Annotated in this window: 14 protein-coding genes and 1 tRNA gene; 4 read left to right on the forward strand and 11 right to left on the reverse strand. The window is 38.2% G+C overall.

What is annotated here, in order from left to right; genetic code table 11:
• Window positions 1-103: 103 nt before the first annotated feature.
• The gene (locus tag AB1I62_RS11385; protein WP_002376638.1) at window positions 104-655 is read right to left on the reverse strand and encodes an XRE family transcriptional regulator; all 552 of its coding nucleotides are present in this window, start codon (window positions 653-655) and stop codon (window positions 104-106) included.
• 213 nt (window positions 656-868) lie between these two features.
• Between AB1I62_RS11385 and AB1I62_RS11390 the strand changes: the two genes are divergently transcribed.
• Both AB1I62_RS11390 and AB1I62_RS11395 read left to right on the forward strand, forming a co-directional pair.
• Entirely contained in the window at window positions 869-1576 is a 708-nt protein-coding gene (locus AB1I62_RS11390; RefSeq protein ID WP_141417362.1) for an AzlC family ABC transporter permease, read from the forward strand.
• A complete protein-coding gene (locus AB1I62_RS11395) occupies window positions 1563-1889 on the forward strand; it encodes an AzlD domain-containing protein (RefSeq protein ID WP_002356627.1) in 327 nt (108 codons plus the stop codon). Before AB1I62_RS11390 ends, AB1I62_RS11395 begins: the two co-directional genes overlap by 14 nt.
• 49 nt (window positions 1890-1938) lie before the next feature.
• Here the strand turns inward: AB1I62_RS11395 and AB1I62_RS11400 are convergent.
• A tRNA-Thr gene (locus AB1I62_RS11400) sits at window positions 1939-2011 on the reverse strand.
• 158 nt (window positions 2012-2169) lie between these two features.
• On the opposite strand from AB1I62_RS11400, the gene AB1I62_RS11405 reads away from it, so the two are divergent.
• Window positions 2170-2406, forward strand: a complete 237-nt coding sequence (locus AB1I62_RS11405; protein ID WP_002381528.1) for a hypothetical protein — start codon at window positions 2170-2172, stop codon at window positions 2404-2406.
• Window positions 2407-2479: 73 nt separating this feature from the next.
• Here AB1I62_RS11405 and AB1I62_RS11410 read toward each other — a convergent pair whose 3' ends face one another.
• The 8 genes from AB1I62_RS11410 to AB1I62_RS11445 form a co-directional block, all read right to left on the reverse strand.
• Window positions 2480-2752 (reverse strand): membrane protein, encoded by a 273-nt coding sequence (locus tag AB1I62_RS11410; protein WP_002356625.1) that lies wholly within the window; start codon window positions 2750-2752, stop codon window positions 2480-2482.
• Between the two features lie 105 nt (window positions 2753-2857).
• Window positions 2858-3487: a uracil phosphoribosyltransferase gene (gene upp / locus AB1I62_RS11415; protein ID WP_002356624.1), complete on the reverse strand. Its 630-nt coding sequence runs from the start codon at window positions 3485-3487 to the stop codon at window positions 2858-2860.
• A 131-nt stretch (window positions 3488-3618) separates the two neighbouring features.
• Entirely contained in the window at window positions 3619-4857 is a 1239-nt protein-coding gene (gene glyA / locus AB1I62_RS11420) for a serine hydroxymethyltransferase (protein WP_002356623.1), read from the reverse strand.
• Window positions 4858-4932: 75 nt separating this feature from the next.
• Window positions 4933-5955, reverse strand: a complete 1023-nt coding sequence (locus AB1I62_RS11425) for an L-threonylcarbamoyladenylate synthase (RefSeq protein ID WP_010712708.1) — start codon at window positions 5953-5955, stop codon at window positions 4933-4935.
• A 43-nt stretch (window positions 5956-5998) separates the two neighbouring features.
• Window positions 5999-6832 carry a peptide chain release factor N(5)-glutamine methyltransferase gene (gene prmC / locus AB1I62_RS11430; protein ID WP_202250968.1) on the reverse strand — a complete coding sequence of 278 codons (834 nt, stop codon included), beginning with the start codon at window positions 6830-6832 and terminating at the stop codon, window positions 5999-6001.
• Window positions 6825-7898, reverse strand: coding sequence for a peptide chain release factor 1 (prfA, locus tag AB1I62_RS11435; RefSeq protein ID WP_002356619.1), 1074 nt, complete (start codon window positions 7896-7898; stop codon window positions 6825-6827). The genes prmC and prfA overlap by 8 nt, the downstream gene beginning before the upstream one ends.
• A gap of 11 nt (window positions 7899-7909) precedes the next feature.
• A complete protein-coding gene (locus AB1I62_RS11440) occupies window positions 7910-8494 on the reverse strand; it encodes a thymidine kinase (protein WP_002356618.1) in 585 nt (194 codons plus the stop codon).
• 226 nt (window positions 8495-8720) lie between these two features.
• Window positions 8721-10238, reverse strand: coding sequence for a flavocytochrome c (locus tag AB1I62_RS11445; protein WP_002356617.1), 1518 nt, complete (start codon window positions 10236-10238; stop codon window positions 8721-8723).
• A gap of 369 nt (window positions 10239-10607) precedes the next feature.
• Here AB1I62_RS11445 and AB1I62_RS11450 point away from each other — a divergent pair, with 369 nt between their 5' ends.
• Window positions 10608-12023, forward strand: coding sequence for a Ktr system potassium uptake protein D (locus AB1I62_RS11450; protein ID WP_002385738.1), 1416 nt, complete (start codon window positions 10608-10610; stop codon window positions 12021-12023).
• Between the two features lie 35 nt (window positions 12024-12058).
• On the opposite strand, the gene nifJ is transcribed toward AB1I62_RS11450, so the two are convergent.
• Window positions 12059-15592 carry a pyruvate:ferredoxin (flavodoxin) oxidoreductase gene (gene nifJ / locus AB1I62_RS11455; RefSeq protein ID WP_002389106.1) on the reverse strand — a complete coding sequence of 1178 codons (3534 nt, stop codon included), beginning with the start codon at window positions 15590-15592 and terminating at the stop codon, window positions 12059-12061.
• Window positions 15593-15604: the final 12 nt, after the last annotated feature.

Raw genomic sequence — 15604 nt, forward strand, 5'->3', positions numbered from 1 at the left:
TTCTTTTATCTTTCATTTTCTATTATTTTTAGGGTAGCATTGTTTACTTTTTTTGTCCATAAAATAACAGATGTAGCAATTTCCTAATGTCTATTTTCCACTGTTACGTATAATAGTTAATGACGACTGCTTGGACTTTCTCTGTTCCGTCATTTATATACGTGTGTACTTGATTAGCATCAAAATACATAGCGGCGTCTTTTGGAAGAAGATATCTCTGACCGCCCACTTCAATAGCTAATGTTCCTTGAATAACCATGACATATTCTGTCGAACGTTTTGAATGCCCAACAGCTTGATACTTTTTCCCTGGATCTAATTCAAACTGAAAGAGTTCAAAGTTTCTTTCCTGGTTGTCTGAGTAGTAATTAAAGACTCGATAGGAGTGATCTTCAGAATGTTGTGTTACCGTCTCAGTTTTTTTTACCACGGGATTTTCTTTAACATAGTCATCTTCTAATAAATACGTATATGGAACATTGAGTCCATTACTTATTTTCCAAATTGTATTTATGGTAGGATTGGTGGTTCCTTTTTCAATCTGCGAAAGCATCCCTTTACTCACTCCGGTTATCCCAGCTAGTTCATCTAACGTAAGTTTTTTTTCTTGTCTAATTTTTTTTAAATTATTGCCAATAATTGTATTAATCTCCAAAATAGTTGCTCCTTCTGTTTCTTTTTATCATCCAAAAGTTTAATATATTGAACAAAAGTATTCTTTATTGTATTATACAATATATATCTTAGTTGTTCAAAAGGAGTGGTTAATAATGAAAACGCTCATTCGCTCGTTGTGTCTTATTATCGAAGGTCTAGATTTTCATACACACGTGTTTAAATTTTATACAGAAAGAAGGAAAAAAAGAAAATGAACCACCAATTAGATGCACGCACTGGCATTCGTGAAGCCTTGCCAACGGTTTTTGGCTATATTGGTATTGGCATTGCTTTTGGTATCGTAGGACAAGCAGCAGGTTTTTCCCCTCTTATTGTTAGTGCGATGTCGTTTTTTATTTTTGCAGGATCTGCTCAGTTTGTAACAGTTAGTATGTTGACTGGTGGCAGCCCTATCTTATCTATTGTGTTAGCGACTTTCTTAGTAAATGCGCGTATGATTCTTATGGGAATGACCATTGCGCCTTACTTTAAAGCCGAATCTCTCGGTAAAAATCTCTGGTTGGGAACCTTACTGACGGATGAAAGTTTTGCACTAGGAATGAATAAATTAAACCACACCAAAGGACGTTTAAGTTTTGAGTGGTTTAATGCTGCCAATTTGATTTCCTATGCGACTTGGGTTTTTTCGACGATCAACGGTGCCTATCTAGGGCGCTTTATTGCAAACCCTCAAGCATTAGGTCTTGAGTTTGCGGTCGTGGCTATGTTCATTGGTTTACTCTATCTGCAGATAATTAGTGATCGTTCCATGAAAATCGCTTTACAACTCATCATGGTCCTGATTACTTTTGGTTTGATGTCTATTGGTCTAATTTTTATTCCCAGTAATTTAATTGTCTTAGTTGTCACGTTAATCGGGTGTGGAATAGGAGTGATGATAAAACATGCCTTCTTCTGAGTATCTCTTTTTAACAATTTTAGGCTGTACCGTTGCAACCTGGCTTTCAAGAATACTGCCATTTTTACTTTTAAAAAAAATCAGTCTGCCACAGAAATTATTAGAATATCTAAGTTTTGTTCCCATTGTGATTATGTCCGCCTTATGGTTTAGTAGCTTATTTGAACAAAGAATTGGGCATTTACCAAGCCTCAATCTTCCTTATTTATTCGCTTCATTTCCTACCATTTTAGCCGCAATACTCTCTAAAAACTTATTACTTATTGTACTGGTAGGCATTGCTTCATTTGCACTAATCCAAAATTTTATCTAAAAAAACAGACAGGCACTACCATCTGGTAGTGCCTGTCTGTTTTTTTAGATGCCAGCTGCAGGGATCGAACCTGTGACCTACGCGTTACGAGTGCGTTGCTCTACCAACTGAGCTAAGCTGGCCTGAAACAAATCTATTATAGGACTTTCTACTTTATTTGTAAAGTCTGTTTGTTATTTATTTATGCAAAATCTCTTTAAAATAAGCCAAATAGCGACTTTACAAACTTTTTTCTGAAAATGTGGTATAATAGAGATATCAAGAAAGGATGGTTTTTTGTATGTCAAATTTTAATGGTATGGTTACTCCTGTTGTTCCATCGGATGCTGGTAAGGATTTCGCCGTTGACACCCATGTTACTTTTCTTGTTCACGGACAGCCACAAACAGGCGTTGTTACGAAACAATTAAAAAATGCCGCTGTCGTCGAAATTGACGAAACGCAAAAAAACAATCACTTAATGGTGCACAGCAATGGTGTGATTGTTATTAATTACAAACAATTGAAAAAGATTTAATTCTTCAAGCGTGGGAAATTTCCCCCGCTCTTTTTTATGTACAGAATTGGAATACTTTCCAATTCGTCGGAAACTATAATGCTGTAATAAACGCAAAAAAACCAAAAATAATTCCAGGAACATTAGCAAAAATAATGGACTTATCTCGTGTTTCTCCATCGTCTCCATATAACCCATGAATCGTCCAAAAAATACAATTAATCATTGCCACTAATGGTTGCGTCGGATTGCCTTTTTCCCCATGTAAATTTCCATAAATTTGCGGAATATACGAAACATACATCAAAACTGACATCACACTAGCAATCACAGCGATAGCGTGTAAGACTTTTTTATTCTTTTTCATAGCTCCTCCTTTGTTTTTTTATTTTTTATTATACACCTAGAAAAGTTCTTTAAGCAAAAGAAAACCGTTAGTAACCATAATCGGTTACCTAACGGTTTTTTGTTATTATTTTGTTCCGAATAAACGGTCACCAGCATCCCCTAAACCAGGAACGATATAGCCGTCTTCGTTTAAGCGCTCATCTAAAGCTGCTGTATAAATATCTACATCTGGGTGCGCTTCTTGTAAAGCTTTCACACCTTCTGGAACGGCCACTAGACATACAAATTTAATGTTGCTAGCACCACGTTCTTTTAATGAATCGATGGCCATAATTGCGGAACCACCTGTTGCTAGCATTGGGTCAACAACAAATAATTGACGACTTGCAATGTCTTCAGGTAATTTCACGAAGTATTCATGTGGTTGCAATGTTTCTTCATCACGGTAAAGTCCAACGTGTCCAACTTTCGCTGCTGGAATTAATTCTAAAATCCCATCAACCATGCCAATGCCGGCACGTAAAATAGGAATAATTGCTACTTTTTTCCCTGAAAGTGTTTTTTGTGTTGATTTACCCATCGGTGTTTCGATGACAACATCCTCTAAAGGCATATCCCGTGATACTTCATAAGCCATTAACATAGCAATTTCGTTGACAACTTCGCGGAAAACCTTTGTCCCACAGTTCTTTTCGCGAATCATTGTTAGTTTGTGTTGAATTAGCGGATGATCAATTACTTGAAATTTTCCCATATCTATTCTCCTTCATTATTTTATTCTTTCTTATTGTAAAACAAAAGAGCCTAGGACACAAGTTGAATTCCTTAAATCCTAAGCTCCGACTCTTATTTGTACAGAGAATCGCGCTTCAGCTATCCCTGATGTTAGTTATATAATGGATATTTTTTAGTTAGCGCTGCTACAGCTGCTTTGACTTCATCATGAACTGCTGTATTTTCTGGATCTTTTAAAACTTGAACGATTAATTTAGCAACTTCTACCGCATCTTCTTCTTTAAAACCACGTGAAGTAATCGCAGGCGTTCCAATACGGATACCACTTGTTTTAAATGGACTTAGTTGTTCAAACGGAATTGAATTTTTATTAACAGTAATATTTACACTATCTAAAATAGCTTCTGCTTCTTTTCCATTTAAACCAAAACCTGTCACTTCAATCAGTAATAAGTGGTTGTCTGTTGCCCCACTAATTAAACGAGCTTCTGGCGCTTGATTGAAAACTTTCGTCATCGCTTGTGCATTTGCAATCACTTGCTGACTATATTCAGCAAAACTTGGATCCAAAGCTTCTTTAAAAGCTGCGGCTTTTCCGGCAATCACATGTTCCAATGGGCCACCTTGAATGCCTGGGAAAATACTACTATTTACTTTTTTCGCCAATTCTTCGCTATTTGTCAAAATTAAACCGCCACGAGGACCACGCAATGTTTTATGGGTCGTACTTGTTACGATATCAGCATACGGAACTGGATTTGGGTGCAACCCTGAAGCTACCAAGCCTGCAATATGCGCCATATCAACCATTAACTTGGCATCTACTTCATCAGCGATTTCACGGAAACGTTTGAAGTCAATCGTTCGTGAATACGCACTTGCGCCTGCAACGATTAGTTTTGGACGATGTTCTCTTGCTAAAATTCGCACGACATCGTAATCGATTACTTCTGTTGAAGGATCCACTCCATAACTGACAAAATTATAGGTTTTTCCACTAAAGTTAACGGGCGAACCATGTGTTAAGTGACCACCAGCTGATAAATCCATCCCCAAAATGGTATCACCTGGTTCAACCAATGAAAGGTATGCCGCTGTATTGGCTTGAGAACCTGAATGGGCTTGTACATTCGCGAATTTTGCACCAAATAATTCTTTGGCACGATCAATAGCTAAATTTTCTACGATATCGATAAATTCACAACCACCATAGTACCGTTTGCCAGGGTAACCTTCTGCGTATTTATTCGTTAAAATACTTCCTTGGGCAGCCATAACTGCTTTTGACACAACATTCTCAGATGCGATTAGTTCCAAGTTATTTTCTTGGCGCTCTTCTTCTCTTGCAATTGCATTCCATAAATCTGGGTCATACGTTTTGTAATCCATTCAAACAACACTCCATTTTGTTTTCTTTTGTCTGATTGTATCATACTTCTGTGTCAGCTTCGTTACAAATACCTCTTATTTTTCAAAAAATTTTTGATTGGCTGATTTTTTCAAGCGATTCATGTAAGCAGTGCCTAAACCAGTTTCTGCAAATCCTTGTGCAAAAATCGTGGTAGCTCCTTGCTCATCTAACGCTCTTAACCCTGCAAATAGTTCTTTTGTGGCATTTTCAACCGTTTCTGCACCATAAGAATAAACAAACGCATTTTCTGTATCTAGTTGTGCTGCCTGTTCATCACTTAAAAATAAGCCGATTTTTTCCTGTTGCTCTTTTGCTTGCTGAATCGCCGCTTGCCATTCTGCTGTTTGACCGCTTATAATCCAAACTTCCGCATCAGGAGAATAGTGTTTGTATTTCATCCCTGGCGCTTTGGGTGCTGCAGTTTCACTAATCAAGTGTGTATCGATTTTCACTTGAGGAATAATGCTTTCCAACTGCTCTTTGGTAATTGCTCCTGGTCGTAAAATAACTGGCACACCATCTTCCGCCGTTAAATCTAAGACCGTTGACTCCACCCCAATCTGAGTTGGACCATCATCTAATATGGCAGCAATTTTCCCCTGCAAATCATGATAAACATGCTCTGCAGATGTTGGACTAGGCTTGCCAGAAGTGTTCGCACTTGGTCCGACCAATGGAACATTGGCTTGTTCAATCAAAGCTAAGGTCGCTTGGTTATCTGGCATACGAAAAGCGACTGTCTCTAAACCACCTGTTACTGTTTTAGAAAATGTATCGCTAGGCACATTAAAAATTAAAGTTAATGGTCCCGGCCAAAAGGCAGACACCAATTTTGTAGCGACTTCTGGTAAGGTCGCTACGTATTTTTTGACCATTTCAACGTTGTTCACATGAACGATCAATGGATTATCACTGGGGCGGCCTTTTACTTGGTAAACTTTTTTTACTGCCGTTTCATTTAAGGCATCGGCACCTAAGCCATAAACAGTTTCTGTTGGAAAAGCCACTAGCTCGCCTGCTTGAATGGCTGCTGCTGCTTGGGCTATTTCTTGTTTGGTTAATTTTTTTGTTTCCATTGCAAATCGCTCCTTCTAGAAAAGTGGCGACGAAGAACCTTAGTTACTCGGCTATCGCGAGGCGATCGTTGCCAGATAAATCTTTTTCAATTTTAATTGTTTTTTGTGGATAGGCGGCGTTCAATAATTCTTGGAGGGCCGCGCCTTGTTGAAACCCTATTTCAAAATAAATTTTACCGTCTGCTTTAAGCATCGTTTGACTTTCATGAATTAATTGTTGGTATAAAGCCAAACCGTTATTTTCAGCGAATAAAGCGGTTTTAGGTTCATACGTTCGGACACTTGCATCCATTAAATGCCATTCTTGTTCACTAATATAGGGCGGATTAGAAATAAGCAGATCAATTTTTTCAGAAGCAACTGGCTGTAAGCCATTCCCATGATAAAATTCGATGCCAGCACCTAATGCTTGCGCGTTTTGTTTAGCGACAGTCAACGCTTCCTCTGAAAGATCAATGGCAATAACTCGCCAGTTGGGCCGTGCCAGTTTCAAGCTAATCGCAATGGCACCTGTCCCTGTTCCGACATCCACGACCGTCAAAGGAGTATCTGGATTGGCTTTTAAGCAACGCTCGACTAATTCTTCTGTTTCTGGCCTAGGAATCAAAGTATGTTCATTAACAATAAAGGAATGTCCATAAAATTCAGCTTGTCCTAGCAAATATTGCGCTGGGTAATCTGTCAATAATTGGGCTAAATCCGTTTTTAATTGTTCCTCTTCTTCTTGGGGCATTTCTTCTTGCATATGCAGGAGCCACTGCGTTTTATCCCAACCTTTACGTTCTAAAAAAACATAGTGAATAGCATAGCCTTCTTTGCCTTGCGCCTCTAAAAAAGAAGAAGCCCAGTTAAGGACTTCAAAGTAACGTTTAGCCATTTTGCATCTCTTCTAATTTCGATGTTTGATCATATAAGACTAATGCATCAATGATTTCGTCTAATTTACCAGCAAGAATCTGGTCGAGTTTTTGGATGGTTAAACCAATACGATGATCCGTTACTCGATTTTGTGGGAAGTTATACGTTCTGATTCGTTCTGAACGATCTCCGGTCCCCACCGCCGATTTACGGTTAGCATCATATTCACTTTGTGCTTCTTGTTGAATTTGGTCATACACACGAGCACGCAAAACTTTCATTGCTTTTTCACGGTTTTTTAGCTGTGAACGTTCATCTTGCATTGCGACCACGATTCCTGTTGGTAAATGGGTTAAACGAACAGCCGAAGCGGTTTTATTGACGTGCTGTCCACCAGCGCCACTTGCATGATAAATATCGACACGGATATCTTTATCAGCTAATTCGATTTCGACTTCTTCCGCTTCCGGCATAACTACAACGGTTGCTGTCGATGTATGAATCCGTCCTTGTGATTCTGTTGAAGGAACTCGTTGCACGCGGTGAGCGCCACTTTCGTATTTTAATTTTGAAAAGACGTTATCTCCTGAAATCATCATAATTACTTCTTTATATCCACCGATTCCAGTGACGTTCGCTTCTAAAACTTCCGCTTTCCACCCTTGTGCTTCTGCATATTTTTGGTACATATTAAATAAGTCGCCAGCAAAAAGTGCGGCTTCATCGCCACCGGCTGCACCACGGATTTCCATGATGATATTTTTATCATCATTTGGGTCTTTTGGTAATAATAAAATTTTAATGCGGTCTTCTAACACTTCTTTTTCTTTTTTCAAATCAGAAAGTTCTTCTTTCGCCATTTCGGCCATTTCCGCATCTAAGTTTTCACTTAAAAGTTCTTCGGCATCGCTAATCCCTTCAACAACTTGTTTATATCGGCGATAAACCTCAACCGTCTCACGTGTATTAGCTTCTTCCTTCGATAATTCCATGAAACGTTTTGTATCACTAATGACTGCTGGGTCACTTAATAATTCGCCCAATTCCTCATAGCGATCTTCAATAGATTGTAATTGATCGTACATAGTGTCTCTCCTTACTGTTCTTCATTCACTGTTTTTGGATGAAAATAATGTTTGCGACAAACAGGATAGTAGGCTTCATTCCCACCAATTTGGACTTGATCCCCTTCATAAACGGGTTTGCCATCAATATAGTGCAAGTTCATAGTTGCTTTTTTATGACAGAACCAGCAAATCGTTTTTAATTCTTCTAATTTGTCTGCATATAAAAGTAAATACTTTGAGCCTTCAAATAATTCATTTCTAAAATCATTCTTTAGCCCAAATGCCATTACTGGAATATCTAATTCGTCAACAATTCGTGCAAATTCAATGACATGATGCTTGTTTAAAAATTGACATTCATCGACTAATACGCAAAAAGGTTTGTAAGACAAATCATTAATCAAGTCAAAGACATTGGTTTCTTCAAAAATTGGAATAGCATCTCTGCGTAATCCGATGCGACTGGATACTTTCCCGACACCATCACGTGTATCTAGTCCACTGGTCATCAAAACAACTGGTTTGTCTTGTTCTTCGTAATTGTGTGCTACTTTTAAGATTTCAATGGTTTTACCACTGTTCATTGCGCCATACTTGAAAAATAATTGAGCCATGTTCACTACACCTTTCCGTTAGTTCCTTACGTATTTTACTATATTTTCAGCAAAAAAGCAGTATTTTTAGCTAAAATGGTCGTGCATTTTTCTGAAAAAAACAGAATCTACGCCAAAGTCATTTTAGCAGGGCTGTTTATACTCCAACTAATGATCCTGCTAGTATGCAATAAAAAAGCCCGAAATTGTAGTTATTTGACTACAATTTCAGACTTTTTAATGCTAGTTATTTTTGAGCAGAGGCAAATTCTGCTGATTGCGTACCTGCTTGACGACCATAAATGATAATATCGGCGATGGCATTGCCTCCGATACGGTTTTGACCATGTAAGCCACCTGTTAATTCACCAGCAGCATATAGACCTTTAATTGGTGTGCCATCTTCACGTAAAACTTCTGTTTTCGTGTTGATTTTCACGCCACCCATTGTGTGGTGAATCCCTGGGGCAATTTTAATTGCGTAGTAAGGCGCTGTGCTTAAGTCAGCTTCCATGCCAGTTGTCCGGCCAAATTGTTTGTCATCTTTGGCATTAACATCTTGGTTCCAAGTATCAATCGTTGCTTTCAATGTATCGGCAGGCATGCCAATTTTTTCAGCTAATTCTTCAATCGTTTCACCTTTTTCCACGAAACCTTTTTGATCATAGAAATCAATGGCTTTTGCACGGTCGCGAACGCCTTGGTCAAAGACTAAATAAGCTGATTTTTCTGGTAAGGCATTGATTGCTGCAGAAACTTTGTCACGTGTATCTAACTCATTAACAAAACGTTCTCCTTTTTGAGAAGCCAAGATTGCGCCTTCTCCACGAACTGCTTCACCAATTAAGAAAGCATCGCTTTGTTGAACAGTTGGGTGAATTTGAATTTCTTTCATATCTACTAACGCACCGCCAACTTTTTGAATCATTTGGATACCGTCACCTGTTGTTCCTTCTTGGTTCGTTGTAACATAGTTTTTCAATTCTGGTTTGTATTGTGTAATTAATTTTTCGTTGGCACCGAAACCACCTGTTGTGACAACGACTGCTTTTGCTTTAACTGTTTTTTCTTTATCATCTTTCATTTTCACTTTTACGCCATCGATTTGACCGTTTTCTTCAACTAAGTCTGTGACGTCAGCATCAACAAACAATGGAATTTTTTCTTCGCGAACGTTACGTACTAAACCGTCAACTAGATAGCCCCCAATTGCTGATCCGTCAGCAGGACGGTGTGTGCGTTTTTCGCTCATTCCACCTGTAATCGTTAAATTGCTCAATGTAATTCCTTTTGTATCTAACCAATCAATTGCTTCAGCTGAATGATCAACAAAATAACGTAGTAATTCTTGATCGTTGGTTCCTTTACCGCCTTTTAGTGTTTCTTCAAAGAATTTATCGTTGCTATCTTTAATGCCTTCTTTTTCTTGGAATTTTGTTTGTGAAGCATTCATTCCTGAAGACGATTTAATTGTATTCCCACCTGCAACAGGCATTTTTTCTAAAATAACTGGATTCATGCCAGCTTCTTTGGCTTGTAATGCAGCGGTCATCCCCGCACCACCTGAACCAACAATAACAACATCATAACTGTCTTTTAGTTCACTTGGATCTGTATAACCATTAGCAGAGGCACCAGATGTTGCTTCTGTTTTTTCAGAAGATGCTTTTGTTTTACCAGCAGCTTTTTCTTGATCGCTTGTACAACCTGTTGCTGCACCTAATAATAACCCTAGGGAAAGAACTCCCATTAACACTTTTTTCATTGTTTTCCCACCTTATAAACTATTGATTTCTACCAACACAATTTCTTATTTTTCATTTGAATAAAAATAACAGTTTGTTACATAAAGTGAACACATTCACATATCAACCGAAATAAAAAAGCTACCACTACTTTTTAAAGTTGTATCGTTAGACAAACTGACCAATTAGCAATAAGTTGTTTGGGGAACAACTTATTTTTCTATTCTTTCATAAAATATCATGTTCTCGCTTGTTTGTGGATGTTTTCCAATTATTTCTAACGAATTTCTTATTTTTATTTGTCATTTCAAGGATTTTCTGGCAGAATTATTCGTTTGAGGCGAAAAGTTTTGGTATACTTAGTTTAATTAGAATTGGGAGGTTATCTAGTGAACCATACACGTTTGCTGTGGCTGGCACAGCGAAAAAGCGATCGATTTATTCGCAAAAATTTTTCATCTATTCAAATCATCGTCGCTTATTACATATTAATGACGGTTATTTCTTATTTATTGTTTTGCCTCCCTATTTTCAGAGAACCTGACTCGCATGTTCCTTTTATTGATTTATTTTTCTTAGCAATCAGTACAGTCAGTGTTACTGGACTCACCACAGTCGATATTAATTCGGTTTTTAATGATCGTGGGATCGTCTTATTGGAGGTTCTTTTCCAAGTTGGTGGCTTAGGGATTATGATGATTTCAACGGTCTTTTTTATTTTATCAAAACGGCGCATCACCTTAAAGCAACGTCAGTTAATTATGACTGACATGAATCAGCCGCGGCTGAGCGGAATTGTTCGACTGATCCGCACCACTTTTTTGATTTTAATTTGGTTCCAAGTAATCTTCGGCTCGCTCTTTTCGCTTTATTTTTATATAAGTGGTTATTATACAAACTGGCGAGATGCGATATTCTATGGCTTTTATCAAGCTATTTCTGCAGTGACTAATTCAGGCTTTGATATTTCAGGTGATTCAATTATTCCTTTTGCTCATGATTATCTCTTTTTACTGGCAATTATGTTCTTAATTTTTATCGGCGGAATTGGATTTCCCGTTTTACTGGAAATTCATGAGTGGTTACATTTTAAGAAAAAGAACTTTCGTAAGAAGAAACGAGGCTTGCCTTTCCGCTTCTCATTGTTTAGTAAAATTGCTTTGCTAGCGTTTATTGTTCTGTTTATTGGTGGGACTATTTTGATTTACTTATTAGAAAAAGATCACCTATTTTTGACAATGAATGAAAGTGGCCGTTGGGTAAGTTCGATGTTTTATTCGATGACTACACGAAACGCTGGCCTCCAAATTAATGATTTAGGGGACTTCCAAATTACAACGTTGATTATTTTCTCTGTGTTAATGTTTATTGGTTGTAGTCCTAGCTCTGTTGGTGGTGGTGTTCGAACAACGACTGTTGCGATTATTGGCTTGTATTTGTTAGCCTTTTTAAAAAGTGAAGATGATATTAGCGTCTTTAGCCGTAAAATAGATGACGATGATGTCAAAAAATCGATTGTCGTCTTCATGTTATCTTTGATTATGTGCTTTTTCGCTGTCGTCTTTTTGTCAGCCACTGAAAATCTGCCCTTGATTTCAATCATTGTGGAAGTCGCTTCTGCCTTTGGAACAACCGGTCTTTCTTTGGGCATTACAGACGATTTAACAACAGTAGGTAAATTAATGATTGCCTTATTAATGTTTATTGGACGTATTGGTATGCTTTATACCTTAATGATTTTTGTACCAAAAGAAACACGTGACTTAGGCTACGAATACCCTTCAGAAAAAATTATTATTGGATAAAAAAACAAAGCCTCTCAAGTAAGAGGCTTTGTTTTTTATTTTTTCATATGTGTGGCTAGTTTGTTATAACTTTCAGAGCGTTCAATTGCATCTTCTTTAGTTTTATCAAGTAAATGTTCGACTACTTCTTGATTCTCTTTAATTGTATGCAACGCAGAGTAACGTGTTTGTTTTTCAAGAAAATCACGCATTTTGTCAAAATCTGTTTTCTTGTAGTCAATGACCATCGGATCTTTGCCTTTCTTAACTAACTCTGGATTATAGCGATAAAGTGGCCAATAGCCAGATTCAACGGCTTCTTTGGCTTGATCTAACGTCCGAACCATTCCTCCTTTGACCCCGTGATTAATACATGGGGTATAACCGATGATAATTGATGGGCCTGGGTACCGCTCCGCTTCGTCAATTGCTTTAATCGTTTGCATTGAGTTTGCGCCTAAAGCTACTTGTGCAACGTAGACATTCCCATAAGTGATTGCCATCATCCCTAAATCTTTTTTAGAGGTATGTTTCCCACCCGCTGAGAATTTGGCAATGGCTGAAGCTGGTGTAGCTTTAGATGTTTGCCCACCTGTGTTGGCATATACTTCGTTATCCATAACAAAAATATTAACATCTTCCCCACTGGCAAGAACATGATCAATGCCGCTAAACCCGATATCATAGGCCCAACCATCGCCGCCGACAATCCATTGACTCGTTTTCACTAGTAAATCTTTTTGTTCGTAAATTTTTGTTAAAAGTGGATCTTCATCGGCTTCTTCACTTAATGCCGCCGCTAGTTTGGTTGCTCGCTGTTGTGTTCCTTCCCCTTCAGCCATGTGTTCCAACCAATCATTTAACAAGGCTTGAAGTGAATCTGATCCGACATTTTTAGCAAGACTTTCTTCAACCAGACTAGCTAAATGTTGACGTTTCGTTCGATTGGCAATATACATACCATAACCATATTCCGCATTATCTTCAAACAGCGAATTACTCCAAGCTGGTCCTTGGCCACATTCGTTCGTTGTATAAGGTGTCACTGGTGACGAACCACCCCAAATTGATGAACAGCCTGTTGCGTTAGCAATCATCATTCGATCACCAAATAATTGTGTCAACAACTTAATATAAGGTGTTTCGCCACAGCCTTCACAAGCACCTGAAAATTCCATCAATGGCTGATTAAATTGGGAACCTTTAACAGAAAGTTTTTTGACTGGGTTGGCTTTTTGTTTAAGAGTCATCGCAAAGGCCCAATTCATCGCTTGCTCTTTCTGAGTTTCATAAGGTTTCATTAAAATCGCCTTGTCTTTCACGGGACATGCCTGAACACAAAGACCACAACCTGTACAGTCTTCTAAAGAAACTTGGATACGATACATCAACCCATCTGTGCCACGCATTTCGCGCATGGCAAAACCTGCAGGTGCTTCTTTCAGTTCTTCTTCATCCGCTAAAAACGGTCGAATAGCCGCATGTGGACAAACAAAGGCACATTCATTACACATCGTACACTTATCCATTTGCCACTCAGGCACTTCTAACGCAATGCCACGTTTTTCATAAGCTGCAGTGCCCATAGGAATGGCACCGCCCTTCATTCCGTTTTCAATCAAATCTGAAACGGTCAGCTGATCCCCTTCTTGACGATTGATTGGTTCTAAAATATTTGTCACAAAAGCTGGAGCTTCCGACTCTTGATTTTCTGGTTCTAAAACAATGGTGGCCCAATCTTCTGGGACTACAATTTCTTGCAGCGATTCAAAGGTAGCATCAATCGCTTGGTAATTTTTTTCAACAATTTCCATTGATTTTTTTCCATAAGTCTTTTTCACTTCTTCTTTAAGTAACGGTAAATATTGCTCTTTCGTTAAAATATTTGTTACTTCAAAAAAGGCAGTAGACATCACTGTATTGATCCGACGACCTAAGCCTACTTTGCGAGCTAACTCAACCGCATTGATAATGTAAAATTTGATTTGGTGCTCCCCAATATATTTTTTTAACTTAGCCGGTAATAAACGATGAACCTTTTCTTGATCCCAAATAGTATTCAGTAAAAACGTTCCGCCATCTTTTAAACCTTTTAACAGGTCGTATTTATGCAAATAGGAAGCATTATGACAAGCGATGAAATCTGCTTGTTCAATTAAATACGTGGAAGTAATTGGCTCTTTACCAAAACGCAGATGCGAAACGGTTAAACCGCCTGATTTTTTAGAATCATAACTAAAGTAAGCTTGTGCATAAAGGTCGGTATGATCTCCGATAATTTTAATCGCTTGCTTGTTTGCTCCCACAGTTCCGTCAGAACCAAAGCCCCAAAATTTTGCTTGGAAAGTAGTATCTGGCGTTAAATCTAAAGTAGGTTCTTCTGGCAATGATTGATAGGTTACATCGTCAACGATCCCTACCGTAAAGCGTTGTTTTAATTCTTTAAATGGCAATAACAAATGATCATAGATCGCTTTAATTTGATTAGGCGCTACGTCTTTAGAGCCTAACCCATAACGTCCACCAATCACAATTGGTCGATTTTCATGTTGATAAAGAGCGCTTTGAACATCTAGCAATAACGGTTCCCCTTCGGCTCCTGATTCTTTTGTTCGATCTAGAACAGCAACCTTTTCTACTGTAGCTGGTAATTTTTCAAGAAGATTTTCGGTAGGAAATGGACGATATAAATGAATATTGATAAAACCAACTTTGCGTCCTTGTTGATTGAGATAATCGACTGTTTGTTTGATTACTGGTGAAGCCGACCCCATTGAAATAATGACTTCTGTTGCATCTTCAACCCCATAATAATCGGTTAAATCATACGTTGTTCCACGAAGATTGTTAATTTTTTTCATGTATTTTTGAACAATTTTTGGCATTTCTTCGTAATTTTTATTGACTGTTTCTCTTTGTTGAAAATGAATGTCAGGATTTTGAGCGGTCCCTGAAACAGTGGGATGATTAGGATTCATGCCTCCCATTCTAAAACGAGTTACAGCTTCCTGATTCACCATTTCTTTCAGGTCATCATAATCAATCACTTCGATTTTTTGTAGTTCATGGCTCGTTCTAAAACCATCAAAAAAGTTTACAAAAGGTAAACTACCTTCTAAGCTAGCTAAATGAGCAACTGCCGACAAATCCATTACTTCTTGGACACTCGATTCTGCTAACATACAAAAACCTGTTTGGCGGGTAGCCATCACATCGCCATGATCACCAAAAATACTCAACGCACTTGTCGTTACTGCCCGAGCCGCTACGTGGAACACAGAAGGCAGCAATTCTCCTGCGATTTTATACATATTGGGAATCATCAACAGTAAACCTTGTGAAGCAGTATAAGTAGTGGTTAACGCACCTGTTTTTAACGAACCATGAACTACTCCCGCTGCCCCAGCTTCTGATTGCATTTCAATAACTTGAACTTTTTGACCATAAATATTTTTTAAACCACTTTCCGCCCATTCATCTACCAACTCAGCCATTGTTGAACTTGGTGTGATAGGATAAATAGCGGCAACTTCTGTAAACGCATATGAAATATAAGCCGCTGCGGTGTTTCCATCCATTGTTTTTTTCATTTTTTCACCTTT

The sequence above is a fragment of the Enterococcus sp. AN402 genome (assembly GCF_040719405.1).
In the GTDB taxonomy this organism is placed as follows: Bacteria; Bacillota; Bacilli; order Lactobacillales; family Enterococcaceae; genus Enterococcus; species Enterococcus faecalis.